The organism is Streptomyces sp. NPDC057486 (assembly GCF_042802415.1).
Classification (GTDB): domain Bacteria; phylum Actinomycetota; class Actinomycetes; order Streptomycetales; family Streptomycetaceae; genus Streptomyces; species Streptomyces yanii.
The window spans coordinates 154,675-176,907 of record NZ_JBHVEE010000002.1 but is presented as its reverse complement, the minus strand read 5'-3'; the positions used below and the strand labels follow the sequence as shown (position 1 = coordinate 176,907).

The window sequence follows — 22,233 nt, the reverse complement described above, 5'->3', positions numbered from 1 at the left end:
AGCTGTCGTCAGCCGACCGCCTGTGGACCGGTCCCGGCCCTGTGGTGGGGACGGACGCCTCGCCGACGGACCCGATGCCGTCCCGGGCCTCCAGCAGATCCCGTGCGTCGCGGCGGACGACCCCGTGGTCGTCGTGAGGGACGGGTGACAACCAGTACGTGTGTCCGTCCGCAGGTCCTTCCGCCGAGGCTTCGCAGCATGCCGAAAAGGGCTCTGAACAGGGCCGAAAGACCCTGTGGCAGGGGCCGGTCAGCAGACAGGACGCGGTGCCGTACTGACGCCGCCGAGATCGTCCGGGCGCCACGGGGGCCCTCGTCCCGGCCCTCCCAGCGTGCTTGTCCCAAGGAGTCAGCGGTCCATGAACACCCCGAGCGAGGACTACCACGCACTGCTCGCGCGGCACGACGCGATGCGGTTGCGACGACGCCTCCTGTCCCCGGCCGGAGTTGATGCCGAACCGTGGCGCGCCGAGGCACCGCAGGCGTACGACGGAACGGCCGACCAGCAGCTGATCAGTGAATTCCTGCCGCTGGTGAGCCCGCTGGAGGAGCTGATCGCCGAGCTGTACCGGGTCATGTTCGAGCGGCATCCGTATCTGCGGTCGTTGTTCCCCGAGTCGATGGCGTTCCAGCAGGCCCATCTCGTCGGGATCTTCCGCTATCTGATCGGCAATCTGCACCGTACGGACGAGACGATCGGCACCTTCGCGCAGTTGGGTCGCGACCATCGCAAACTCGGTGTGCGCCCCGCGCACTTCGAGGCGTTCGAGGCGGCACTGGTCGAGGCGCTGCGCGTGCGTGCGGGCGCCCGGTGGACCGGTGCGCTGGAGGACGCCTGGCTGCGGATGCTGCGGCTGGCCGTTTCGGCGATGGTCAGGGGCGCGGACGAGGCGATCGCCGAACCGCCGAGCTGGGAGGCGACAGTGACCTCGCACGAGTTCCGTACTCCGGATCTCGCGGTGCTGAGGGTGCGCCCCCATCAGCCCTACTCCTTCAGGGCCGGGCAGTACGCGTCCTTGGAGTCGCCGCTGCAGGAGCAGGCATGGCGTCCTTACTACCTTGCCCGCGCGCCGCATCCGGACGGCGAGTTGGAATTCCATGTACGGGCCCGGGGCGCCGACGGGGTGAGCGATGCGCTGGTGCACGGCACGCGGGAAGGCGGCACCGTCCGCCTCAGCGCGCCGCGCGGCGCGCTTGTCCTGCCCGATCACACCCCCTCCGCCGACGTTCTGTTGATCGCCTCCGGGACCGGATGGGCCGCGATGAAGGCGCTGCTCCAGCAGATCGACTCCGAACGGTCCCGTGCCCACCGGGTGCGGCTGCTGCTGGATGCGGGGGCGGGTGAGGGCATGTACGACGCGGCGTATCTGGAGGCGTTCCGGCGCGGACGCCCCTGGCTGACCGTCCTCACAGCCGGTCGGGCCGGTCTCTCCGCAGGTCCCGGTCCGGGGGTCCTGGAGGGAATGCTGGCGCAGCGTCCCGGGGCCGCCGCCCGACAGCACGTCTATCTGGCCCTGGAACCCGAGGCATCCACGACAGGCTCCGTGCGGGCCGTCGCCGCCCGGCTGGCCGCCGCCGGATTCCCGGCCGTGCACACCCATCACGACAGCGCCGGCATCGTACGGGTCACAGAAACGTCTGCCAGTACGACCAGAACCGCGTTGCTATCAGCATGACGATGACCAGGCACCAGGTAACCGGGACCACAAGCGGGAACTCCAGCACCACCGCGACGAGAGCGCGTGGGGCGGGCAGGACGCCATGGCGCAGGTTGTGCACGGTCGTGTGCCAGAACATGAAGATGGTGGCCACCCACACGAGTACGCACCACAGGCAGAGCGCGCCGATGTCGTACAGCGCCTGCGTCATCAGCCACATGCAGAAGCCGACACCGAACAAGGTGCCCAGGTTCAGCCCCAGCCAGTACCACCGCCGGTAGCGCGCACCGGCGAGCAGGCCCGCGCCGGTCCCCATCACCACCCCGAAGGCGATCAGTCCGATGAGCGGATTGGGGAAGCCGAACACCGACGCCTGTTCGCTGCGCATCACATCCGTGCAGGACAGCACGGGGCTCAGCGAGCAGGCGGGTACGAAGCCGGGATCGGCGAGCAGTTCGAACTTGTCGATGGTGATCACGAAGGAGCCCAGCAGCCCGAGCGCGGCGGTGATCACCAACAGCCATGCGAATCCCTGGCGCGCCGCGGTCCGCTCCTGTCCGCCGCTCGTCCCCGAAGCACCGTCGTCCGCCCTGTCCTGCGAGGAGCGGACCTCCCGGTCGTCGGCCCCGGGGGCTCCCGCCACCCGCTCCGACTCACGCGCCGACGTGCTCATGCCCGCCCCGCACGGAGCCGTCCGGCCAGACGACCTCCACCCTGATTCCACGCGCCCGGGCGAAGGCAACCAGATGTGCGGTGGCGTCCCGGCCGTCCGACGGCGAACCGTCCCACACGGCGAGCACGGTCCGGCACGTCTCCACCAGACGTTCGTCGGCGCTGACACACGCGTTGCGGTCGGCCGGATCAAAGGCCAGCAACCGTACGTTCTCGGCCAGGATCAGCAGTTCCCCTGCGGCGCGCCGGTCCCCCTCGGGCAGCACTGCGGGCACCGCGCCCTGGGCCGGCAGCAGTACCGTCAGCTTCCGTCCGGCCTCCCGGGCGGCGCGCCCGAACACCAGCGGCAGCCCCGCCCCGACCCGTACGAGAGCGGCCACGCCCTCTGCCAGGGAGTCCAGCCGCGCTCTCAGTTCAGCCTCCACCAGTGCCAGAGTTCTGTTGTTGAGATCTCTGTGTCCGACGACCGCGATCAACGCGTTCTCCTCCTGTACACATCCGCACCGCCCGCTCCGACCGAACGCTCCACAAGCCGCGGCCCGGCCGCGGAGCCGCCGTTGGGCCGGCCCGCAGCCTGCGGTCCACCGCAGTCAACCCATCGGGGGTCCGACGCCGCTAGGGCCGTTCGGCCCTGGGCTGTTCGGCCCTGGCATGGGGATGGCAGCACGCGATGTACTCGTGCGGCAGGCGAGCAGATCAGGAGACGCGGCCGCCCTGTGACCCACGCAGGTCATCAGTCGCCCCAGCCGTCCGTTCCCACGACCACTCCCACGCCGTCGGCATCTGCCCCCGGCGCACGGCCCGGCGGCCACCGGACCACACCGCACGGTCGAGTTGACGGGCACTCAGTCGCTGAGCCTGCTCGGCGGGACGTCGCGGCCCCGGACCCCGACGTGAGCCGACGCGGCAGGTCCGAGGGGCTTCGGAGGGACTCCTTGCGGCCCGAAGCGGCAAACTGCTGAAAGCCCGGAAAGGGCCTCCGACGCGGGTCGGAGGCCCTTTCGAAGGAAAAACCGAAGGTGGCGGCAGACGAGTCGGGCTGTACGCCGGGTTCTGTCACCCGGTCGCCTCGCGGCGGCCGGGGAGACGGCCATCCATCTAGGACCGGCATTGCTGCCGGTCTCGTGCGGTCTACCCGCGAACTCGGGCGGGCAGCCCTCGAACGTTCGCGCAGGGTCATCTTGCGACGGCCCCTCTTGACCTTGCTCCGGGTGGGGTTTACCTAGCCGCCTGAGTCACCTCAGGCGCTGGTGGTCTCTTACACCACCGTTTCACCCTTACCGAGGACCGAAGTCCCCGGCGGTTTGTTTTCTGTGGCACTGTCCCGCGGGTCACCCCGGGTGGCCGTTAGCCACCACCCTGCCCTGTGGAGCCCGGACGTTCCTCGGGAGGATCCGAAAATCCCCACGCGGCCGTCCGCCCGGCTCGTCTGCCGTGTCGACCATGCTACCCGGACGCGCGGGACGCCTCGGACGGAGCTGACCGGGCGAACGCCGCGATGCCTGCGGACCAGGCGGCCGACAGATCGGCGCCCGGGGGAAACCGCCCGTTGAGTTCCAGGACCACCATTCCGTGGGCGAACGCCCAGGCCGCCCGAGCCCGCTCCTGGTCGCCGTCGACCGCGCGGAAGAGAGGAGCCGCGGCGCGTTCCTGCAGGCCGGGAGGGAGCGCCGTGGGGTCCATGGGGCGCGCGGTGGTGAGGAGGTAGAGGTGCGGGTGGGCCAGGGCGTAGGCGCGGTACGCGGTGGCGAGGGCCGGGAACGAACCGGGGGCCGCGGACTCGGCCGCTTCCAGCGTCTCGGCCGTCTCCCGCAGCACCTCGCCGGCCAGGGCCGTCAGGACGGAGGCCTTGTCCGGAAAGTGTTTGTAGAGGGACGGTGCCGTGATCCCGATGCTGTCGGCGAGCCGCCGCATGGTGAGGGCTTCCGGGCCTTCCGTCTCCAGGAGGGTGCGGGCGGCGGCGATGATCTGCCGGGCCCGTTCCGTCACATGGCCCGCCGCATGGCCGGTCGCATGGCCCGGGTCGGTGACACGTTCAGTCACGCTGGAAAGCCTTCCTTCGTACGGAGCCCGCCGGGGTGCGCCGGAGTCCGTGGTGCCCTCGGAGCCCGTGGCCGAAGGCGTGATCGTACGAGATGGCGGTCAGGTCGCCCGCACCGGGACACGAGGCCGGCCGCCATGCGCCGCCGCCGCTCTCATGCGGGCGCGAACAGCACCTTCGCCGCCCCCGGGTCCGCCTGGGTGAGGCGGACCTGGAGCCGTTCGCCCAGGGGGAGCCTCGTCGTGCCGCCGTCGATGCGGGCCACGATGGCGGGGTGCTCGATGTGGACCGTGCCGATGGTGGGTTCCTGGTCCTGCACGTCGACCACGTACGCGTCGAAGACTTCGCCCACCTGGTCGCTGAGGAGTGCCGCCTCGACCAGGTCGACGCACTCGTGTTCCACCGTGTTGGCGCGGCGGGTTCCTTCGGCCATTTCCTTCGGGAGGCCGGGGAGCGCGGCCGTCACCCACTCGGGCGGCTCCTGGTCCGCGACCGCCGCGACGCACAGTTCGGCCGCGTACCGGTCGACGAGGCGGCGCAGGGGCGCGGTGCAGTGCGTGTAGAGGTCGGCAACCGCGGCGTGGACGGCGGGGGTGGGGAGTTCGCCGTGACCGAAGACCGTGTAGCCGGCGCCGCGCAGCAGGGTGGTGCACTCCTGCAGGAACGCGGCATTGCTCGCCCTCCTCGGGTCGAGCGACCGGACGACCTGGGCGTACGGGACGTGGTGCGGCCAGTCGACGTGCAGGGCCTCGGCCGAGCGGCGCAACCGGGCGACGGCGCCGTCCGGCGCGACCGGGAGCGTACGCAGGATGCCGGTGCCTGCCTCGGCCATCAGACGGGCTGCGGCCATGCCGGTGAGGAGGGAGATCTGGGCGTTCCATACCTCGGCGGGCAGCGGCGCGCGGTACTCCAGGCCGTATGCGCCGTCACGCTGCACGATCTCCTGCTCGGGCACATCGAGCGAAATACCGCCGCGGGCGACCTCCTGCTCCTCGCGGAGCCGGCCGATGTCCTTCAGCAGGGCGAGGGGTTCCTCGGCGGTGCCCGCGTCGATCTGCCGCTCGACGCCCGCGTAGTCCAGCTTGGCGCGGCTGCGGACCAGGGCCCTGCGCACGTCGGTGGCGACCGTGCGGCCCTCCGCGTCGAGGTCGATCCGCCAGAGCAGGGCGGGGCGAATCTGCCCGGGGAGGAGGCTGGCTGCGCCTTCGGAGAGCGCTGTGGGGTGCAGCGGCACCTTGCCGTCGGGGAAGTAGAGGGTCCTCACCCGGCGATGGGCCTCGGTGTCGAGTGCGCCGCCGGGGCGGACGAAGGCGGCGACGTCGGCGATGGCGTAGTGCACCCGGAAGCCGTGCGGGCGGCGTTCGAGGTGCATCGCCTGGTCGAGGTCGGTGGAGGTGGGCGGGTCGATGGTGAAGAGGGGGAGGTCCGTCGCGTCCTGGTGTCCTGCCAGGACGAGGGACTTCGCCACCTGCGCCGCCTCCGCAAGGACCTCGCGAGGGAAATCGACGGGCAGTCCGAGCGTGGTGCGCAGTTCGCGCAGGGCCGCCCGCAGCGGGGTTTCGGCTGCGCCGGTCATGTGGAGATGGCGGCGGGGCATGGACCGAGCGTATGGCGGGGCGGGGCGACCGGCATCCCGGGTGCGGGCGGCCCTGCGGTCCGGGGACCGGTTGGTCCTGCGGTCCGGGGGCCGGTGGCCTTGCCGACCGGGGGCGAGTGGTCCTGCGGACCGGGTGCCGGGCCGGGCGGTCCCGGCGTCCCTTTACGCTGGCAGGCAGGCCTTGGGCAGTCGTGGGGGCCGCTTCCCTGTGCGTACGAAGGAGAACCGCCGTGCTCGTGCTGTTGCCGCCCTCCGAAGGAAAGGCCGCCTCGGGGCGCGGAGCACCCCTGAAGCCGGAGTCGCTGTCGCTGCCGGGCCTTGCCGAGGCTCGTGCCGCGGTCCTCGACGAGCTGGTCGAGCTCTGTGTGGCGGACGAGGAGAAGGCCCGCGAGGTGCTCGGTCTCAGCGAGGGGCTGCGCGGCGAGATCGCGAAGAACGTCGAGCTGCGGACGGCGGGAACGCGGCCCGCCGGGGAGATCTACACCGGGGTGCTGTACGACGCGCTGGACCTGGCGTCCCTGGACACGGCGGCCCGGCGGCGGGCCGGGAAGTCGCTGCTGGTCTTCTCCGGGCTGTGGGGCGCGGTGCGGGTGGGCGACCGGATTCCGTCGTACCGCTGCTCGATGGGGGTGAAGCTGCCGGGGCTCGGCACCTTGGGCGCGTACTGGCGGGCGCCGATGGCCGAGGTGATGCCGGAGGCGGCCGGGGACGGGCTCGTACTGGATCTGCGGTCGTCCGCGTACACGGCGGCGTGGAAGCCGAAGGGTGCGGTGGCGGAGCGCACGGCGAGCGTGCGGGTGCTGCACTCCCAGATGGTGGACGGGGTGGAGAAGCGGTCGGTGGTCAGCCACTTCAACAAGGCGACGAAGGGGCGGATGGTCCGCGACCTGCTGCAGTCGGGGGACCGGCCGAAGGGGCCCGCGGAGCTGGTGGACGCGTTGCGGGAGCTGGGGTACGTGGTGGAGGCGGAGGCTCCGGGGCGGGCGGGGCGGCCGTGGACGCTCGATGTCGTCGTGACGGAGATCCACTGACGCCCGACAAGCAGCATTGCAACATGCGCAACGCTCATTGCGTACTGTGCGGTGAGCGCGGCAAGATGAGGCCATGACCTCCTCCTCTGTGCTGGACCTTGCCCCCGTAGTCCCCGTAGTCGTCCTGGAGGACGCCGCCGACGCGGTACCGCTCGCCCGGGCCCTGGTCGCGGGCGGGCTCCCCGCCATCGAGGTGACGCTGCGGACGGCGGCGGCACTGGACGCGATCAAGGCGATCGCCGCGGAGGTACCGGATGCGGTGGTGGGCGCGGGCACCGTGATCTCCGCGCAGAACGTCGCCGACACGGTGGCGGCCGGGGCCCGGTTCCTGGTCAGCCCGGGCTGGACGGATGTGCTGCTGGACGCGATGAAGGGGTCGGGGGTGCCCTTCCTGCCCGGCGTCTCGACGACGTCCGAGGTGGTGGCGCTGCTGGAGCGCGGGGTCACCGAGATGAAGTTCTTCCCGGCGGAGGCGGCGGGTGGCACGGCCTACCTCAAGGCCCTGTCCGCACCGCTCCCCCAGGCCCGGTTCTGCCCGACGGGCGGCATCTCGCTCGCCTCGGCCCCCTCGTACCTGGCACTGCCGAACGTCGGCTGCGTGGGCGGCAGTTGGATGGTGCCAGGGGATGCGGTGGCGGCCAAGGACTGGGCGCGGGTGGAGCGCCTGGCGGGCGAGGCGGCGGCGCTGCGCGGCTGATTCCCCTTCCCGGCCCGGGGCCGGGGCGTACGAAGTACCCCCGGTTCCTCCGGAAGAGCGGCAGCTTCGCGCCGCGGACGGCGGCCCGTGCCCCTCGGCGGACGGCAACTCCGCACCGCGTCACGGTGCCGCACCCCTCGGGGGACACCGGCCCCGCACCGTTTCGCGCGGAACTCGTGTGCCCCCGGCAGGAAGCGGCAGCGGCAGCTTCGCGCCGCCCGGGAACCGGCGGGGCGCCCGCTTCTCTTCGGCTCGGGAATACCCCCGCCGGGAACGGAAGCCCGGGAGCGCCTTGCCCCCCGGGGAGCTCCGCTCCCTACCGCAGGTGCGACGTGTCGTTCAGCAGTCGCAGTGACGCGTTGCCGTCCGCGTAGTACGCCACCGCCGACAGCGACGCCGCCGAGAGTTCCATGCGGAACAGGGACTCCGGTGGGGCGCCCAGGGCCAGGCGGACCAGGGTCTTGATCGGGGTCACGTGCGTGACCAGGAGCACCGTGCGGCCCGCGTAGCGGGTGGTCAGGCGGTCACGGGTGGACGAGACCCGGCGGGCCACCTCGGCGAAGCTCTCGCCGCCGCCCGTGGGGGGCGTCCTCGTGGAGGCGAGCCAGGCGTCCAGGTCGGGGCCGTACCGTTCACGGACCTCGGCGAACGTCAGGCCCTCCCAGGCACCGAAGTCCGTCTCGCGCAGGCCGTCCTCGATCTCGACGGTCAGGCCCAGGCGCGCGGCCACCGTCGCCGCCGTTTCGCGGCAGCGACGCAGGGGCGAACTGACGATCTCCTGGATGGTGCCGCGGGCCGCGAGGGACTCGGCCACGCGCTCCGCCTGGTGGCGGCCGGCCGCGGAGAGTTCGGGGTCGGTGCCGCCACTTCCGGAGAACCGTTTCTCGGGGGTGAGGGCTGTCTCGCCGTGGCGGAGCAGGACGAACGTCGCGGGCGCACCCATGTCGGGTGCCGCGCCCCAGCCGACCTGCGGGGTGGGCGCGGGTTCGCGGCGGGTGGATATCGCCGCCCGCGCCTTCGCGGCGCCTGCCGCCGCGTCCCCGGGCGGACCGGAGACCGGAGGCAGGTCGAGTGCGGCCGTCGAGGCCGACGGCTCCCACTGCTTGCCTCGCTTGCCCGCGTCCATCGCCTCGTTGGCGAGCCGGTCCGCGTGCTTGTTCTTCTCGCGCGGGATCCACTCGTACGTGACGGCGGACGCCGGAAGGATCCGGGCCGCCTCCGCCGCGAGCGGCTTCATGTCGGGGTGCTTGATCTTCCAGCGGCCGGACATCTGTTCCACGACCAGCTTGGAGTCCATCCGGACGCGCACCCGCAGCGCATCGCCCGCCGATGCGTCCGGCACCAGCGCCTTCGCGGCCTTCAGGCCCGCGATGAGGCCCCTGTACTCGGCCACGTTGTTCGTCGCGATGCCGATGTACTCGGCGGCCTCGGCGAGCGTCTCCCCCGTGACCGGGTCGATCACGACCGCGCCGTACCCGGCGGGCCCCGGGTTGCCCCGGGAGCCGCCGTCGGCCTCGATGACGAACTGGCGCGGCTCCGTCATTACAGGCCCGATTCCGCCGTACGGACCAGGATGCGGTGGCAGTTCTCGCACCGCAGCACCGTGTCCGGGGAAGCCGCCTTGACGTCGTTGACCTCGGTGATGTTCAGCTCCAGCCGGCAGCCCTCGCAACGGCGCTGGTAGAGCCGGGCGGCGCCGACCCCGCCCGACTGGGCGCGGAGCTTGTCGTACAGCTTGAGGAGGTCGGCCGGCACGGAGCCGGCGACGAGCTCGCGCTCCTTCGTGACGGTCGCGGCCTCCTCGTCGAGCTCATTCGTCGCGGTGTCCCGGCGGGTAGTGGCGTCGTCGACCTTGGCCTGGACGGCGGAGACCCGTGCGGTCAGTTCGGTGACGCGCTCCTGTGCGGACTCGCGGCGCTCCATGACCTCGAGGACGACGTCCTCCAGGTCGCCCTGGCGCTTGGCGAGCGAGGTGATCTCGCGCTGCAGGCTCTCCAGGTCCTTCGGCGAGGTGACGGCGCCGGAGTCGAGGCGCTGCTGGTCGCGGACGGCGCGCTGGCGCACCAGGTCGACGTCCTGCTCCGCCTTCGTCTGCTCGCGGGCGGTGTCGCTCTCCTCGGTCTGCGAGGCGACGAGCAGGTCACGCAGTTGTGCGAGGTCGGCGGTGAGCGAGTCGATCTCGGTGTGCTCGGGCAGCGACTTGCGCTTGTGGGCAAGCTGCGACAGCCGTACGTCGAGGGCCTGGACGTCGAGAAGTCGGATCTGGTCGGCGGGCGCGGCGTTCAGTTGGGGGCTCCAGAAGAGTGGTGGGTGGTCCAGGGGTCGGTGACCTGCTTCGAGACATGGACCCGCAGGCCCCATCCGTGGCGGTCGGAAATCGCGTCGAGCTGCGCCGCGGCCTGCTCGCACCAGGGCCACTCGGTGGCCCAGTGCGCGGCATCGATCAGGCCGATCGGAGACTGCTGAACGGCCTCGGAGGCCGGGTGGTGGCGCAGATCGGCGGTGAGGAAGGCGTCGACGCCCGCGGCGCGCACGGCGTCGAAGAGGCCGTCGCCGGAGCCGCCGCTGACCGCGACGGTACGCACGAGCGCGTCCGGGTCGCCGGCCATGCGGATGCCCTGCGCGGTGGCGGGCAGCCGGGCGGCGGCGCGGGCCGCGAAGTCGCGGAGGGTCTCGGGGTGGCCGAGTTCGCAGATCCGGCCGAGCCCGCGATGGCCCTTGGAGTCGGACGCGTCGGGCACGAGGGGGCCGGTGACCCGCAGGTCGAGGGCGCCGGCGAGGGCGTCGGAGACGCCCGGGTCGGCGGTGTCGGCATTGGTGTGCGCGACGTGCAGGGCGATGTCGTGCTTGATGAGGGTGTGCACGACCCGGCCCTTGAAGGTGTCGGCCGCGACCGTCGTCGTACCCCGCAGATAGAGGGGGTGGTGGGTGACGATCAGCTGGGCTCCGAGCCTGACCGCCTCGTCGGCGACCTCCTGGACCGGGTCGACGGCGAAGAGCACGCGGTCGACTTCGGCGGCCGGGTTGTCCACGTCTCCGCAGACCGTTCCGACCGCGTCCCATCCTTCGGCCCGCTCGGGGGGCCAGAGGGCGTCGAGCGCGGTGAGAACTTCAGACAGACGGGGCACGGAGGAAAGGCTACCTTCCGTCCGTGCCCCGTTGCCCATGGCTGAGGCGACCCGTGAGGGCCGGGCAACAGCCGGTCACGCATCGTTACGCGCAGTTCCGGTCGGTCGGTTACTTGACCAGATCGGCGCGGAGGTCGTCGAGGACCAGGTTCGCCGCGGTGACGCCGAGGCCGAGGTACCAGGTCTCGTCCGGGACGTCCTTCGCCCGGCCCTCCTTGACCGCCTTCAGGTTCTTCCACAGCGGGTTGGACTGCGCGGTGTCGCGCTTGGTCGCCTTCGGGTCGCCGTAGACGCCGGTGAAGATCCAGTCGGCGTCCGCCTCGTCGATCTTCTCGGGGCTGATCTCGGCGGCGAGGTCGTCGATCTGCTGGTTCTTGGGCCGCGGCAGACCTGCGTCCTCAAGGATCGTGCCGATGAACGAGGCCTTCGCGTAGAGGCGGATGCGGTCCGGCAGGTAGCGGACCATGGAGATGGTCGGCTTGTCGGGGCCGATGTCCTCGCCCAGCTTCGTGGCCTTCTTCTCGTACGCGTCGAGCTGGCTCTTCGCCTTGGCGGTCTTGTCCAGCGCCGCGGCGTTGAGGAGGTAGTTCTCCTTCCAGGTGAAGCCCGGACGGATGGAGAACACGGTCGGCGCGATCTTGGAGAGCTGGTCGTACTTGTCGGCGGCGCGCAGCTGGCTGCCGAGGATCAGGTCCGGCTTCAGGCCCGCGATCGCCTCGAGGTTGAGGTTGTTGATCGTGCCGACGTTCTTCGGGTTGCCCGCGTCCTTCTTCAGGTACGAGGGAATGGCCTCGTCGCCCTCGGAGGGGGCGTAGCCGACGGGCTTCACACCCAGCGAGACGACGTTGTCGAACTCGCCGACGTCCAGCACGACGACCCGCTTCGGGGCGGACTTGAGCTCGGTCTTGCCCATGGCGTGGGTGAGGGTCCGGGGGAACTGGCCCGCCGGGGCGTCCGTCCCGTACCCGGCCGTCTTCTTCGCCGCGTCGCCGAAGTCCTTGCCGCCCGTGGCCACGGCCGCCTTCTTGTCGCCGCCGGCGGACTTGGCCGAGTCGCCCGACTTTCCGCCGTCGTCGCTGCTGCAGGCGGAGAGGGTGAGGGCGGCGGCCACTGCCAGGCCGACCGCTGCGGTGCTGCGGCGTCGTATGGACATCACGTGGTCACTTGCTCCAGTTGAGGGACTCACAGGGAATGCTTAGGGATGCCTAACCTTAGCTACACCCTTCAACGGCAGCACAACCACCCCCTCACTCTCAGGCGAATACGGGCATCACCACCCATATGTGTGAAGTGGCGGTTCTCGTGTTGTTCGGCAGGAAGTGCGAAAACTAGCTTCGGATGCCGGAGGTGATGAGTCCATGACTGCCTGTGCCATCGAGGGTGGGTCGGCCGGGGCCGCCGTGCCGGTGGATCCCGCGTCCGGAGAAGCGGAAGAACCCGGGGGCTCGGACGAGCCGGACGGGCTCATCGAGCCGGTCGGGCAGGGCGAGTTCGGTGGGCCGAGTGTCCCCGACGGGCCCGGCGGTGCTGCCGCCGTCGTCGGGGCCGGCGCGTTCACCATCGCCGCCGACGGCTCGTACGCGGCGCGGCTCGCGCTCGCCGGGCAGGCGCAGGACGCCGCCTGGTTCCCCGAGCGCTGGACGCTCGACGGGCACGAGCCGTACGCCGTGCCGCTCCCCCTCGACCAGCCCGAGGAGCCGGACTCCGACGTGCTGCCGCTCGCCGACGGCCGGGTGTTGATCCGGCGGCGGGTGGCGGACCGGCACGCCTTCTCCTTGCTCTACCCGACCGGCCCCGGCACCGGCGAACTGCCCCTCGGCGCCCTTGAGTGCGCCGACGACACCCCTCTGACCCTGTTGCCGCCGTCGCCGGACGGTGCGAGTGCGTACGCGCTGTCGGTCGGTGAACGCTCCACCGCCGTCTGGTTGGTGGCGGGCGGGGCGTACGGGCCGGAGCAGGTCGCCGAGGTGCCGGGACGGTGCTCCGGCGGGGTGTGGCTGGACCGGGCGGGGCGGATGCTGGCCCTGGACCGGGAGCCTGTGGGCGGCGGTCCGGTGAAGGCCGTCGCCGTGGATCTGGACCGGAGCGGCGGGGTGACGCCGCTGCTGCAGATCACGCCGGACAGCAACGACCGTCTGCTGCTCGCCGATGCGGACAGCGGACTGCTGCTGATCCGTTCCGATGCGCCGGGCCACGACCGGCTCGGCTGGGGGGTGCTCGGCAGCTGTCTGCCGGTGCGCTTCCCGGAGTGTCTGCATCCGGCGGATCTCACGGTGACGCCGTTCGCCGTACAGCCGGGGCAGACCCTGATGCCGGAGAGCTGTGCGGTGGCGCTGCGGATCGACGGCGCGGCCGGCAGCTGGGTCGGGGTGTGGCGTCCGGCGGGGCGCAGGCTGCACCAACTCGCCGCCCCGGAAGGATGGTTGTCCGGGTCCGGGTTGTGGACCCGGGACGGCTTCCTCAAGCTCCCGTACGTCGGCCGGGACGTGCCGTGCGGGGTGGCCCTGCTGCAGGCGCCGGAGGACGGGGAACGCGGCGCCGGGCCCGCGTGGACGGCGGTCACGGAAAGCGGTATGCAACCGTCCGCGGCTGCCGCGCCTCTTCCCGTGTGCAAGCCGGTTCCATTGGGCCAGGCGCCTCTCGTGGGGCGCACGGCACCTGGTTAAATTCTGGGCCGGGGCCAGGGGGCACCCCTACGAGCCGATGGGTGCGGTTGCCGACGGTGGCCGTGTCGGGTGGTGGTGGCGCGATGGTCCCGGTGACACACACGCAAGCGATCACAACGGGGTGACTTCCCACATGTCTGAAGCCCGAACCGACACGACCCAGACGCGCCCGCCGGGGGCGGACGCCGCACGGGCCGACGCCGACGGCTCCGGAAAGCACCGAGGGGGTGTGTCGATGGAGAGCACGGACGGGCAGCCGCACGGTCGCCATCGGCGCCCCGCCGATGGGGGCAGCAGAGCGGCCTGACCGCAACGGAAATCAACGAGGGGGCGAGTGAGGGAAGGGCCTCCGCAGCGCTGTTCGGCTGCGGAGGCCCTTCTCTGTGCGCTGCCCTCCGGGAATCAGCCCCGCTTCAGCCCCAGTACCTCCGCCGCCGCGAACGTCTCGTTCGGCGGACGCTCCGCGTAGTACGGGGAGATCAGTTCGTCCAGCTCGTCGAAGGAGAACGTCTCCTTCGACGAGTCGAACTTCGCGGCCACCCGGGGGCGTTCGACGATCGCGACCATCCCGCCGTGCACCACCAGCAGCTGGCCGTTGACCTCGGCGGCCGCCGGCGAGGCCAGATAGCCGACCAGCGGGGAGACGTGTTCGGGGGCCAGCGCGTCGATCCGGCCGTCCGTCGGCTCCTCGAATCCCGCGAAGACGTCCTCCGTCATCCGGGTGCGGGCCCGCGGGCAGATGGCGTTGGCGGTGACGCCGTACTTCGCCAGGGCCAGGGCCGTCGAGGTGGTGAGGCCGACGATGCCGCCCTTGGCCGCCGCATAGTTCGGCTGGCCCGCCGAGCCCGCCAGGAACGCTTCCGACGAGGTGTTGACGATCCGGCCGTAGACCGGGCCGCCGGACTCCTTGGAACGGGCGCGCCAGTGGGCCGCGGCGAAGCGTGTGGTGTTGAAGTGGCCCTTGAGATGCACCCGGATGACGGAGTCCCACTCGTCCTCGGTCATCGAGAAGACCATCCGGTCGCGCAGGATGCCCGCGTTGTTGACCAGGATGTCGAGCGTGCCGTACGTGCTGACGGCCAGTTCCACCAGGGCCCGGGCCTGCTCGTGGTCGGAGACGTCGCCGAGGTGGGCGACGGCCCTGCCGCCCGCCGCGCGGATCTCCTCGGCGACCTCCTCGGCGGGGGTCGCCGATGCCTCACCGGAGCCGTCGCGGCCCGGCTGCCCGTAGTCGTTGACGACGACGGCCGCGCCGAGTCTCGCCAGTTCCAGTGCTTCGGCGCGCCCGAGGCCGCGGCCCGCGCCCGTGACGATCGCGGACAGCCCGTCCAGGGGAAGGGGTTGTGACATCGGAATCTCGGAGTCCTCTCGGAAGCGACGGGGTCAGAGTTCGATGCAGGTACGGAGCGCCTCGCCGGTCCTCATCTGGCCGAGGGCGTCGTTGATCTCGGCCAGCTGCACCCGGTGGGTGATCATCGATTCGAGGTCGATCCGGCCCGCCCGCCAGAGCGCGATGGCCCGTTCGTAGGAGCGGAGCACGTCCCCTCCCCCGTACATCGAGGGCAGGATCCGCTTCTCGTCGAAGAACAGCTCGAACATGTTGACCTGGAAGTTGTCGTCCATCGCGCCCGCGCCGACGATGCAGAGCGTGCCGCCGCGCCGGGTGCTCTCGTACGCCGTGCGGGCCGTCGCCGACTTGCCGACGACCTCGAAGACGTAGTCGAAGCCCTCGCCGCCGGTGATCCGCTGCTTGGCATCCGCGAGCTCGTCGGGCGAGACCGCCTCCGTCGCGCCGAACCGGAGTGCCGCCTCGCGCCGGGACGCGACCGGGTCGACGGCGACGATCTGGGCGGCGCCCTGGACCCTGGCCCCCTGGATGGTGGAGATACCGACGCCACCGCAGCCGATCACGGCGACCGATGAACCTGCCTGCACCTGTGCGGTGTTGATCGCGGCACCGAGTCCGGTGGTCACTCCGCAGCCGATCAGCGCAGCGATCTCGAACGGCACGTCGTCGGGGATCGGCACCGCGCAGCCCGCGTCGACGACGACCTCCTCGGTGAAGGTGCCGGTCCCGGCGAAGCCGAACACATCGCCGCCGGGGCGCTTGAAGTTGGGTGTGCCCGCGTTCATGAACCCGGCCAGGCAGAGCTGTGTCTGGCCGCGCCTGCAGGCGGGACACACCCCGCAGGCGGGCAGCCAGCAGACCAGCACCCGGTCCCCCGCACTCAGTCCGGTCACGCCGTCGCCGGTGTCGAGGACCTCACCTGCGCCCTCGTGGCCCGGGACGAAGGGGGCGGGCTGCGGCAGCACGCCGCTCATCGCCGAGACGTCGGAGTGGCACAGCCCGGTGGCCCGGATGCGGAGCCTGACCTTGCCCGGACCGAAGCCCACCGCCTCGACGTCGTCGAGGACTTCCAGTTTGTCCTGACCTATCTCGTGCAGTACGGCTGCGCGCATGGTGCGGCTCCCCTCGGGTCGTTGCGTGATTCAGGAGTGTTCGACGAGCGTGTCGGCCAGGACCGGTGCGTCGTCCCGCTCGGCGGCGGTCACGGCCACCTGGATGCGCCCGTCCCCCGCCCACATCCGGATGCGGAGGGTCTCGCCCGGGAAGACCACTCCGGCGAAACGGGTGCTGTATGCGCCGATCCGGGCCACGTCACCGTCGAGCAGCGTGTCGGCCACGGCCTTGAGCGTCATGCCGTAGGTGCACAGACCGTGCAGGATCGGCCGGTCGAAGCCGGCCAGCTCGGCGAACTCGGGGTCGGCGTGCAGCGGGTTCCAGTCCCCGGAGAGCCGGTAGAGCAGTGCCTGGTCCTTCCGGATGGCCCGCTCGACCACCCGGTCGGGTGCCCGGTCGGGGAGCGCGAGCCGCTCGGACGGGCCGCGCTCGCCGCCGAAGCCGCCCTCGCCGCGGACGAAGATCTGGGCGTCGTTGGTCCACAGCGGGCCGTCGTCGTCGGCGGCCTCGGTGCGCAGGACGAGAACGGCCGCCTTGCCCTTGTCGTACACGGCGGCGACCTTCGACGTCTGCACGGCCCTGCCCTTCACCGGGATCGGCCGGTGCACCCGAACGGTCTGTCCGCCGTGGAGCACGGCGGCGAGGTCGACGTCGATCCCGGGCGAGGACAGTCCGCCGACGACGCCCATGCCGGCGCCTGCGACGGTGGCGAAGCTGGGCAGGACATGGAGCCGGGACTCCAGGGTGTAGCGCAGCTCGTCGGGGTCGGTGGCGGGGATGCCCGCGCCGAGTCCGAGGTGGTAGAGCTGGATGTCCTTGTGGTCCCAACCGATCTCTGTGGTCCGGGGGTCGGCGGCCATCGCCTTTACGGCATCAATGGGCATGGGGGAGCTGCTCCTTGATGGTGGGAAGACCTCGGCGCGGCCGTCCGCACCGTCGGCCGCACCGAGGTCGTGCGGGACCGGCCGTCACGCTCGTTCTAGAACGCGTTCTAGCCGGTTGGCCCTATGTATAACGCAGCTCCCAGCAGTTGTGAAGACTGCTGACGTCCCGTCAGATACCTTGCCGGGCAGGCGATCAGGTGCCCGTCGGGGGCAGTTCAGGCGCACCCGGGCCATGACATTTGTCATCGCGGAGTCCGTACAAGCGCCTCTGCCGTGGCGCGGGCCCGGCTCCGTACCGTCAGTGTCATGGAAAAGACAACGGGGAACGGGCCCGCGGTGGTCTTCACCGGGACAGTCAAGGTCTTCGGCCGGGCGGAGCGGACCGTACGGGCCGTCGACGGGATCGATCTGACCGTGGAGCGCGGCGAGACCGTCGCACTGCTCGGCCGCAACGGCGCGGGCAAGTCCACCGCCATCAGTCTGCTCCTCGGTCTGAACGAGCCGGACTCCGGAGGTGTGCAACTGCTCGGCTCCGCCCCCGAGCAGGCGGTACGGGCCGGCCGGGTCGGCGCCATGCTGCAGGACGGGCGGCCGATCCCCCGGGTCACCGTCCGCGAACTGATCGCGTTCGTCGCCTCCACCTACCCCAGCCCCATGCCGGTCCCCGAATCGCTGGCCCTGGCGGGCGTCTCCGCGTACGCCGACCGGCGCATCGACAAGCTCTCCGGCGGGCAGATCCAGCGCGTCCGGTTCGCCGTCGCACTGGCCGGCAACCCGGAGCTGGTCGTCCTGGACGAGCCGACCGCCGCCCTGGACGTCGAGGCCCGGCGGGCGTTCTGGGGCTCCATGCGTGCCTACGCCCGGCGCGGCAACACGGTCCTCTTCTCCACGCACTACCTGGAGGAGGCCGACGAGAACGCCGACCGGATCGTCGTCATCGACCACGGCCGCATCGTCGCGGACGGCAGCGGCGACCTCATCAAGGAGTCCGTCGGCGGCAACCACGTCTCCTTCGACCTGGCGGGCGGACCGACCCAGGGGCTGGAGCTGCTGCCCGGCGTCAACGCCGTCGAGATCCGCGGCGACCGCGCCCTGCTGCGTACGGACGACTCGGACGCCACGGTGATCGAGCTGGCCCGCCTCGGCCGGGTCCGCAATCTCCGGGTCTCCCCGGCCACGCTCGAGGACGCGTTCCTCTCACTGACCTCCCCCGCCACCGACTCCGAGAGCGAGACCGTGTGATGCTCCCCTACATCGTGCTCGAGATCCGGCGCACCCTGCGCGACGGCGTCTTCATGATCTTCGGGATCGGGATGCCGGTCCTGATGTACCTGCTCTTCACCAACCTCGGCGGGGGCGGGGACGGGAACGACGCGAGCGGGTGGAAGGCCTTCTCGATGGTCGGTATGGCCGCGTACGGGGCGCTGGGCGCCGCCATGTCGATCGGTACGGGCGTCGCGTCCGACAAGTCCCTGGGCTGGCTCCAGCAGTTGCGGATCACCCCGCTCGACCCGTCCCGAGTGGTCGTGGGCCGTGCGATCAGCGGTTCGGTGACCGTGCTGCCGACCATCCTGACGGTGCTGCTCGCCGGGGCGCTGGTCAACGGCGTGCGACTGGAGGTCTGGCAGTGGATCGCGCTGCCCCTGCTGCTGTGGATCGGTGCGCTGCCCTTCACCATGCTCGGCATCGGCAACGGCTACCGGCTCACCCCGCAGGCCACCGGCGTGGTCAACGTGGCCTGCCTGATGGGGTTCGCGATCGTCGGCGGACTGTGGTTCCCGCTCTCCGAGTACCCGTCGTGGCTGCGCTCCGTCGGCACGTACACGCCCGCCCACCGGTTCGCCGACCTGGGCTGGGCGACCACGGGCGGCCACGCGCCCTCCGCCGGAACGATCGCCGTGCTCGCCGGGTGGCTCCTGCTGTTCGGTACGTACGCCGTCACCTCGTACCGTCGGTCCGCGAGAACCGTGTGACAGGAGCGAGCATGTCCCGGAACGGATCAGGATCGTGGAAGGAACGACGCAGGCAGCACCGGGAGAATGGGCGCCTCGGGCCGCCCGGGCCGTACGCCCTGCTGCCCTGGCTGCTGTTGGGTCTCGGCGCCTTCTCCAACCTCTTCCAGGGCGAGACTTCCAACCCCTGGATCGGCGGTCTCGGTCTCCTCGTCTTCAACTCCCTCTACCCCTCTGTGGTGTTCCGGGGGTTCGAGAAGAGGAAACGCGAGAGCCCGGTGTCGTACGTGCTGCTCGCCGTGATGGCCCTGGTCACGTTGGGGCTGGCGATCGGGTACGGCGGCAGCTGGCTGCTGTTCTTCCCCCTGCTCTCGCTGGCCTGCGGCACCATCCTGCGCAACCGGCAGCTGATGTTCGGCATGTTGGGCCTCGCGGCCGTCGCCACGTGTGTCGCCATCTGGCGAGGGGGCAACAACTCGGACCCCTGGACCATCGGATACGGCACCTTCATCTCGGGTGCGGTGACGGCCGCGATCCTGACTCTGTCGGAGACCGTGACGGAGCTGCGGGCCACCCGGCAGGAACTGGCCACGACCGCCGTGGAGAAGGAGCGGCTGCGGTTCTCCCGCGATCTGCACGATCTGCTGGGGCACACGCTCTCCGTGATCGTCGTGAAGTCGGAGGCCGCGCGTCGGCTCGCGCCGCGCGACATGGACGCGGCACTGGCCCAGGTGGCCGACATCGAGTCCGTCGGCCGTCAGGCCCTCACCGAGATCCGGGAGGCCGTCACGGGTTACCGCGAGGGGAGCCTGGCCACCGAACTCGACCGGGCCAGGTCCGCGTTGACCGCCGCCGGGATCGAAGCGGTGGTCCACCGCTCGGGACCGCCGCTCAGCCCGCAGGCGGAGGCGCTGCTGGGCTGGGTGGTGCGGGAGACGGTGACCAACGTCGTACGCCACAGCAACGCGACCACCTGCTCGTTCGTCGTGGCCGGCGCGGCCGAGCACGTCCGGCTGACCGTCACCGACGACGGCCGCGGACCGGCGGGCCCGCCGCCCGCACCCGGCATCGGCGGCACCGGCCTGAAGGGCCTCACCGAACGTCTCGCCGCGGCGGGAGGCTCGCTCACCGCGGGCCCCGGGCCGGGCGGTGGCTTCGTGGTCGGCGCGGAGCTGCCGGTGGACACCGTGGACGCCGCGGGAAGTCCCTCCTCACCCCCTACGCTGGGCCGGTGAACGAGATGCCCCGAGATCACCTGCCCCACACGTCCGTCCGGGTGCTGCTCGCCGAGGACCAGGGCATGATGCGCGGCGCGCTCGCCCTGCTGCTCGGGCTCGAACCGGACATCGAGGTCGTGGCCCAGGTCGCCGCCGGGGACGAGATCGTGGACGCCGCGGTGCGGTCCCGTCCCGACGTGGCACTCCTCGACATCGAACTCCCGGGCCGCAGCGGGCTGGACGCCGCCGCCGACCTGCGCGAGGAGGTACCGGACTGCCGGGTACTGATCCTCACCACCTTCGGGCGTCCCGGGTATCTGCGCCGCGCGATGGAGGCGGGCGCGGCGGGGTTCCTGGTCAAGGACGGCCCGGTCGAGGAGCTCGCGGCGGCGATCCGCCGGGTGCTGACCGGTGAGACCGTCATCGACCCCGCCCTCGCCGCGGCCGCCCTGAGCGCCGGCCCCAGCCCGCTCACGGCGCGGGAACGGGACGCGCTGAACGCCTCGGTGGACGGGGCGACGGTCTCCGACATCGCGGCAAAGCTGCATCTGTCCGAGTCGACGGTACGTAATTACCTGTCGTCGGCGATCGGGAAAACGGGGACACGGAACCGCATGGAGGCGGTGCGGGCGGCGCGGCAGCAGGGCTGGCTGTAGGCGGTGTTCGCAGGTGGGGCGCCCGACGTGACCGGCGCCCCGCCTGCCCTCAGTCGCCGGACGGGCTCGACATGCCCGACGCGCTCGACGCGCGGGACGGAGTCGAGGTGCTCGACGGGCCCGACGTGGCCGACGGGCCCGACCTTCCGGAGCGCGACGAGCCGTGGCGCGGCAGCCACAGGGCCATCAGCAGCAGTCCGCCGAGGAGTACCGTGCCGGCCGTCCGGAACGCCAGCGCGAATCCTGCGGTCAGCTCCTCCGCGCCGGTGCCGCCCCCGGTCCGTGCCGCCGCGACCGTGGAGAGCACGGCGAGACCCAGCGCTCCGCCCATCGTGCGTGAGGTGTTGACCAGCCCGGAGACCAGACCGGCATCCCCGGGCGCCGCGCCCGAGGTGGCGAGGGAGGCGAGCGGCGTGGACGCGAACCCCGCACCGGCCATCATCAGGATGCCGGGCCCGCAGATCGACGTGAGGTAGGAGCCGTCCGCGCCCATCGTGGACTGCCAGCCGAAGCCCGTGGCGGTGATCGCCAGACCGATCAGGACGAGGTTCTTCGCGCCGACGCGTGCCATGATCCGAGGCGCGAACGTCGAGCCGAGCACAACCGCCAACGAGGTGGGCATCAGGGCCAGTCCGGCCTGCATCGGCGTGTAGCCCAGCACCGACTGCGCGTACACGGTCATGAAGTACCACATCGAGAACGTCGCGGAACCCATCACGATCATCGCCACGTTCGCCGCCGCCACCGCCCGCGTGCCCAGCACCCGGAGCGGCATCAGAGGCACCGCCGTCCGCGCCTCCACGAGGACGAAGAGGGCCAGCAGCGCCACCCCGCCGAGCAGCGGCACCAGGGTGGCCGCAGCCGTCCAGCCCTCCCGCTCGGTCTGCACGATGCCGTACGAGACCGTGGCCAGCCCCACCGTGACCAGCACCGCGCCCAGCAGGTCGATGCGGTGCCGCCCGCCCGCCCGGCTCTCGGCGAGCCAGACCGTGGCGCCGATCAGGACGAGCACGCCGAACGGCACATTGATCAGCAGGACCCAGCGCCAGGAGAGGAGGTCGGTGAGCGCCCCGCCGACCAGTCCGCCGGCCGCGCCGCCTCCGGCGCCGACGGCCATCCACGTGCCGATCGCCCTGGTCCTGGCCGGGCCCTCGGGAACCGCGGCGGTGAGAAGCGTGAGGGTCGCGGGAGAGAGCACGGCGGCACCGAGCCCCTGCGCGGCACGGGCGGCGAGCAGCTGCCAGCCCTCCTGGGCGAACCCGCCGACGAGCGAGGCGGCGGTGAACAGGCCGAGACCGACCAGGAACATCCGCTTGCGGCCGTATATGTCGGCGGCGCGCCCGCCGAGAAGCATGAACCCGGCGAACGCGATCGCGTACGCGTTGAGGACCCACTGCAGCTGACCGGCGCTCAGCCCCAGGTCGGACCGCATGGACGGCAGCGCCACATTGACGACGGACACGTCGAGGATGACGAGGAACTGGCCTGTGCAGGCGGCGAGTACCACCGCCCAGGTGCGGGATTTCTGCGGGGGCGCGGGCGCCGTGACGTCAACCATGAGCGTCATACTCGCA

Annotated in this window: 20 protein-coding genes and 1 other RNA gene; 8 read left to right on the top strand and 13 right to left on the bottom strand. The window is 71.6% G+C overall.

Features of this window, described 5'->3' with window-relative positions; translation table 11 throughout:
• Positions 1 to 358 precede the first annotated feature (358 nt).
• On the top strand, positions 359 to 1,675 hold the full coding sequence (locus ACFU6I_RS02390) for a globin domain-containing protein (RefSeq protein WP_384360486.1): 1,317 nt from the start codon (positions 359 to 361) through the stop codon (positions 1,673 to 1,675).
• Here ACFU6I_RS02390 and ACFU6I_RS02385 read toward each other — a convergent pair.
• From ACFU6I_RS02385 to ACFU6I_RS02365, 5 genes are all read right to left on the bottom strand, one after another.
• Positions 1,626 to 2,330, bottom strand: coding sequence for a vitamin K epoxide reductase family protein (locus ACFU6I_RS02385; protein ID WP_384360484.1), 705 nt, complete (start codon positions 2,328 to 2,330; stop codon positions 1,626 to 1,628). The genes ACFU6I_RS02390 and ACFU6I_RS02385 overlap by 50 nt on opposite strands.
• The gene (locus ACFU6I_RS02380) at positions 2,311 to 2,805 is read right to left on the bottom strand and encodes a hypothetical protein (protein ID WP_384360482.1); all 495 of its coding nucleotides are present in this window, start codon (positions 2,803 to 2,805) and stop codon (positions 2,311 to 2,313) included. Before ACFU6I_RS02380 ends, ACFU6I_RS02385 begins: the two co-directional genes overlap by 20 nt.
• A gap of 550 nt (positions 2,806 to 3,355) precedes the next feature.
• An RNA gene (gene rnpB, locus ACFU6I_RS02375) (RNase P RNA component class A) lies at positions 3,356 to 3,757 on the bottom strand.
• Between the two features lie 18 nt (positions 3,758 to 3,775).
• Complete coding sequence (locus ACFU6I_RS02370) at positions 3,776 to 4,318, bottom strand: TetR/AcrR family transcriptional regulator (RefSeq protein ID WP_384034259.1); 543 nt, start codon at positions 4,316 to 4,318, stop codon at positions 3,776 to 3,778.
• Between the two features lie 206 nt (positions 4,319 to 4,524).
• Positions 4,525 to 5,946 carry an RNB domain-containing ribonuclease gene (locus ACFU6I_RS02365; RefSeq protein WP_384360598.1) on the bottom strand — a complete coding sequence of 474 codons (1,422 nt, stop codon included), beginning with the start codon at positions 5,944 to 5,946 and terminating at the stop codon, positions 4,525 to 4,527.
• Positions 5,947 to 6,197: 251 nt separating this feature from the next.
• Here ACFU6I_RS02365 and yaaA point away from each other — a divergent pair, with 251 nt between their 5' ends.
• Together yaaA and eda are read left to right on the top strand one after the other, a co-directional pair.
• Positions 6,198 to 6,998 carry a peroxide stress protein YaaA gene (yaaA, locus tag ACFU6I_RS02360; RefSeq protein ID WP_384360480.1) on the top strand — a complete coding sequence of 267 codons (801 nt, stop codon included), beginning with the start codon at positions 6,198 to 6,200 and terminating at the stop codon, positions 6,996 to 6,998.
• 73 nt (positions 6,999 to 7,071) lie between these two features.
• Entirely contained in the window at positions 7,072 to 7,695 is a 624-nt protein-coding gene (eda, locus tag ACFU6I_RS02355; protein WP_384360478.1) for a bifunctional 4-hydroxy-2-oxoglutarate aldolase/2-dehydro-3-deoxy-phosphogluconate aldolase, read from the top strand.
• 316 nt (positions 7,696 to 8,011) lie between these two features.
• Here eda and ACFU6I_RS02350 read toward each other — a convergent pair whose 3' ends face one another.
• From ACFU6I_RS02350 to ACFU6I_RS02335, 4 genes are all read right to left on the bottom strand, one after another.
• The gene (locus ACFU6I_RS02350; RefSeq protein ID WP_384360476.1) at positions 8,012 to 9,238 is read right to left on the bottom strand and encodes a bifunctional RNase H/acid phosphatase; all 1,227 of its coding nucleotides are present in this window, start codon (positions 9,236 to 9,238) and stop codon (positions 8,012 to 8,014) included.
• The gene (locus ACFU6I_RS02345) at positions 9,238 to 9,981 is read right to left on the bottom strand and encodes a zinc ribbon domain-containing protein (protein WP_384360596.1); all 744 of its coding nucleotides are present in this window, start codon (positions 9,979 to 9,981) and stop codon (positions 9,238 to 9,240) included. Before ACFU6I_RS02345 ends, ACFU6I_RS02350 begins: the two co-directional genes overlap by 1 nt.
• Positions 9,978 to 10,823, bottom strand: coding sequence for a Nif3-like dinuclear metal center hexameric protein (locus tag ACFU6I_RS02340; RefSeq protein WP_384360474.1), 846 nt, complete (start codon positions 10,821 to 10,823; stop codon positions 9,978 to 9,980). Before ACFU6I_RS02340 ends, ACFU6I_RS02345 begins: the two co-directional genes overlap by 4 nt.
• A 109-nt stretch (positions 10,824 to 10,932) precedes the next feature.
• A complete protein-coding gene (locus ACFU6I_RS02335; RefSeq protein ID WP_384360472.1) occupies positions 10,933 to 11,976 on the bottom strand; it encodes an ABC transporter substrate-binding protein in 1,044 nt (347 codons plus the stop codon).
• Between the two features lie 205 nt (positions 11,977 to 12,181).
• On the opposite strand from ACFU6I_RS02335, the gene ACFU6I_RS02330 reads away from it, so the two are divergent.
• Complete coding sequence (locus ACFU6I_RS02330; protein ID WP_384360470.1) at positions 12,182 to 13,489, top strand: hypothetical protein; 1,308 nt, start codon at positions 12,182 to 12,184, stop codon at positions 13,487 to 13,489.
• Between the two features lie 402 nt (positions 13,490 to 13,891).
• On the opposite strand, the gene ACFU6I_RS02325 is transcribed toward ACFU6I_RS02330, so the two are convergent.
• The 3 genes from ACFU6I_RS02325 to ACFU6I_RS02315 are packed head-to-tail and all read right to left on the bottom strand — an operon-like array spanning position 13,892 to position 16,834.
• Positions 13,892 to 14,839, bottom strand: coding sequence for a 3-oxoacyl-ACP reductase (locus ACFU6I_RS02325; protein ID WP_384360468.1), 948 nt, complete (start codon positions 14,837 to 14,839; stop codon positions 13,892 to 13,894).
• A 33-nt stretch (positions 14,840 to 14,872) separates the two neighbouring features.
• Positions 14,873 to 15,949: a Zn-dependent alcohol dehydrogenase gene (locus ACFU6I_RS02320; protein WP_384360466.1), complete on the bottom strand. Its 1,077-nt coding sequence runs from the start codon at positions 15,947 to 15,949 to the stop codon at positions 14,873 to 14,875.
• Between the two features lie 30 nt (positions 15,950 to 15,979).
• On the bottom strand, positions 15,980 to 16,834 hold the full coding sequence (locus tag ACFU6I_RS02315) for a MaoC/PaaZ C-terminal domain-containing protein (protein ID WP_384360464.1): 855 nt from the start codon (positions 16,832 to 16,834) through the stop codon (positions 15,980 to 15,982).
• A gap of 306 nt (positions 16,835 to 17,140) precedes the next feature.
• On the opposite strand from ACFU6I_RS02315, the gene ACFU6I_RS02310 reads away from it, so the two are divergent.
• Genes ACFU6I_RS02310 through ACFU6I_RS02295 form a run of 4 tightly spaced genes read left to right on the top strand, consistent with a single transcriptional unit; the run spans position 17,141 to position 20,659 of the window.
• Positions 17,141 to 18,076, top strand: coding sequence for an ABC transporter ATP-binding protein (locus ACFU6I_RS02310; RefSeq protein ID WP_384360462.1), 936 nt, complete (start codon positions 17,141 to 17,143; stop codon positions 18,074 to 18,076).
• Positions 18,076 to 18,807, top strand: a complete 732-nt coding sequence (locus ACFU6I_RS02305) for an ABC transporter permease (protein WP_384360460.1) — start codon at positions 18,076 to 18,078, stop codon at positions 18,805 to 18,807. The genes ACFU6I_RS02310 and ACFU6I_RS02305 overlap by 1 nt, the downstream gene beginning before the upstream one ends.
• An 11-nt stretch (positions 18,808 to 18,818) precedes the next feature.
• A complete protein-coding gene (locus tag ACFU6I_RS02300) occupies positions 18,819 to 20,021 on the top strand; it encodes a sensor histidine kinase (protein WP_384360458.1) in 1,203 nt (400 codons plus the stop codon).
• A gap of 5 nt (positions 20,022 to 20,026) precedes the next feature.
• Positions 20,027 to 20,659 carry a response regulator gene (locus ACFU6I_RS02295; RefSeq protein ID WP_384360594.1) on the top strand — a complete coding sequence of 211 codons (633 nt, stop codon included), beginning with the start codon at positions 20,027 to 20,029 and terminating at the stop codon, positions 20,657 to 20,659.
• 49 nt (positions 20,660 to 20,708) lie between these two features.
• On the opposite strand, the gene ACFU6I_RS02290 is transcribed toward ACFU6I_RS02295, so the two are convergent.
• Positions 20,709 to 22,226 (bottom strand): MFS transporter, encoded by a 1,518-nt coding sequence (locus tag ACFU6I_RS02290; protein WP_384360456.1) that lies wholly within the window; start codon positions 22,224 to 22,226, stop codon positions 20,709 to 20,711.
• Positions 22,227 to 22,233 lie beyond the last annotated feature (7 nt).

Excerpts from the sequence above, each read along its gene's own strand:
- ACFU6I_RS02390 (WP_384360486.1), top strand. The coding sequence starts at position 359 with ATGAACACCCCGAGCGAGGACTACCACGCACTGCTCGCGCGGCACGAC.
- ACFU6I_RS02385 (WP_384360484.1), bottom strand. The coding sequence starts at position 2,330 with ATGAGCACGTCGGCGCGTGAGTCGGAGCGGGTGGCGGGAGCCCCCGGG.
- ACFU6I_RS02365 (WP_384360598.1), bottom strand. The coding sequence starts at position 5,946 with ATGACCGGCGCAGCCGAAACCCCGCTGCGGGCGGCCCTGCGCGAACTG.
- eda (WP_384360478.1), top strand. The coding sequence starts at position 7,072 with ATGACCTCCTCCTCTGTGCTGGACCTTGCCCCCGTAGTCCCCGTAGTC.
- ACFU6I_RS02350 (WP_384360476.1), bottom strand. The coding sequence starts at position 9,238 with ATGACGGAGCCGCGCCAGTTCGTCATCGAGGCCGACGGCGGCTCCCGG.
- ACFU6I_RS02335 (WP_384360472.1), bottom strand. The coding sequence starts at position 11,976 with ATGTCCATACGACGCCGCAGCACCGCAGCGGTCGGCCTGGCAGTGGCC.
- ACFU6I_RS02330 (WP_384360470.1), top strand. The coding sequence starts at position 12,182 with ATGACTGCCTGTGCCATCGAGGGTGGGTCGGCCGGGGCCGCCGTGCCG.
- ACFU6I_RS02325 (WP_384360468.1), bottom strand. The coding sequence starts at position 14,839 with ATGTCACAACCCCTTCCCCTGGACGGGCTGTCCGCGATCGTCACGGGC.
- ACFU6I_RS02320 (WP_384360466.1), bottom strand. The coding sequence starts at position 15,949 with ATGCGCGCAGCCGTACTGCACGAGATAGGTCAGGACAAACTGGAAGTC.
- ACFU6I_RS02315 (WP_384360464.1), bottom strand. The coding sequence starts at position 16,834 with ATGCCCATTGATGCCGTAAAGGCGATGGCCGCCGACCCCCGGACCACA.
- ACFU6I_RS02310 (WP_384360462.1), top strand. The coding sequence starts at position 17,141 with ATGGAAAAGACAACGGGGAACGGGCCCGCGGTGGTCTTCACCGGGACA.
- ACFU6I_RS02305 (WP_384360460.1), top strand. The coding sequence starts at position 18,076 with ATGCTCCCCTACATCGTGCTCGAGATCCGGCGCACCCTGCGCGACGGC.
- ACFU6I_RS02300 (WP_384360458.1), top strand. The coding sequence starts at position 18,819 with ATGTCCCGGAACGGATCAGGATCGTGGAAGGAACGACGCAGGCAGCAC.
- ACFU6I_RS02295 (WP_384360594.1), top strand. The coding sequence starts at position 20,027 with ATGCCCCGAGATCACCTGCCCCACACGTCCGTCCGGGTGCTGCTCGCC.
- ACFU6I_RS02290 (WP_384360456.1), bottom strand. The coding sequence starts at position 22,226 with ATGACGCTCATGGTTGACGTCACGGCGCCCGCGCCCCCGCAGAAATCC.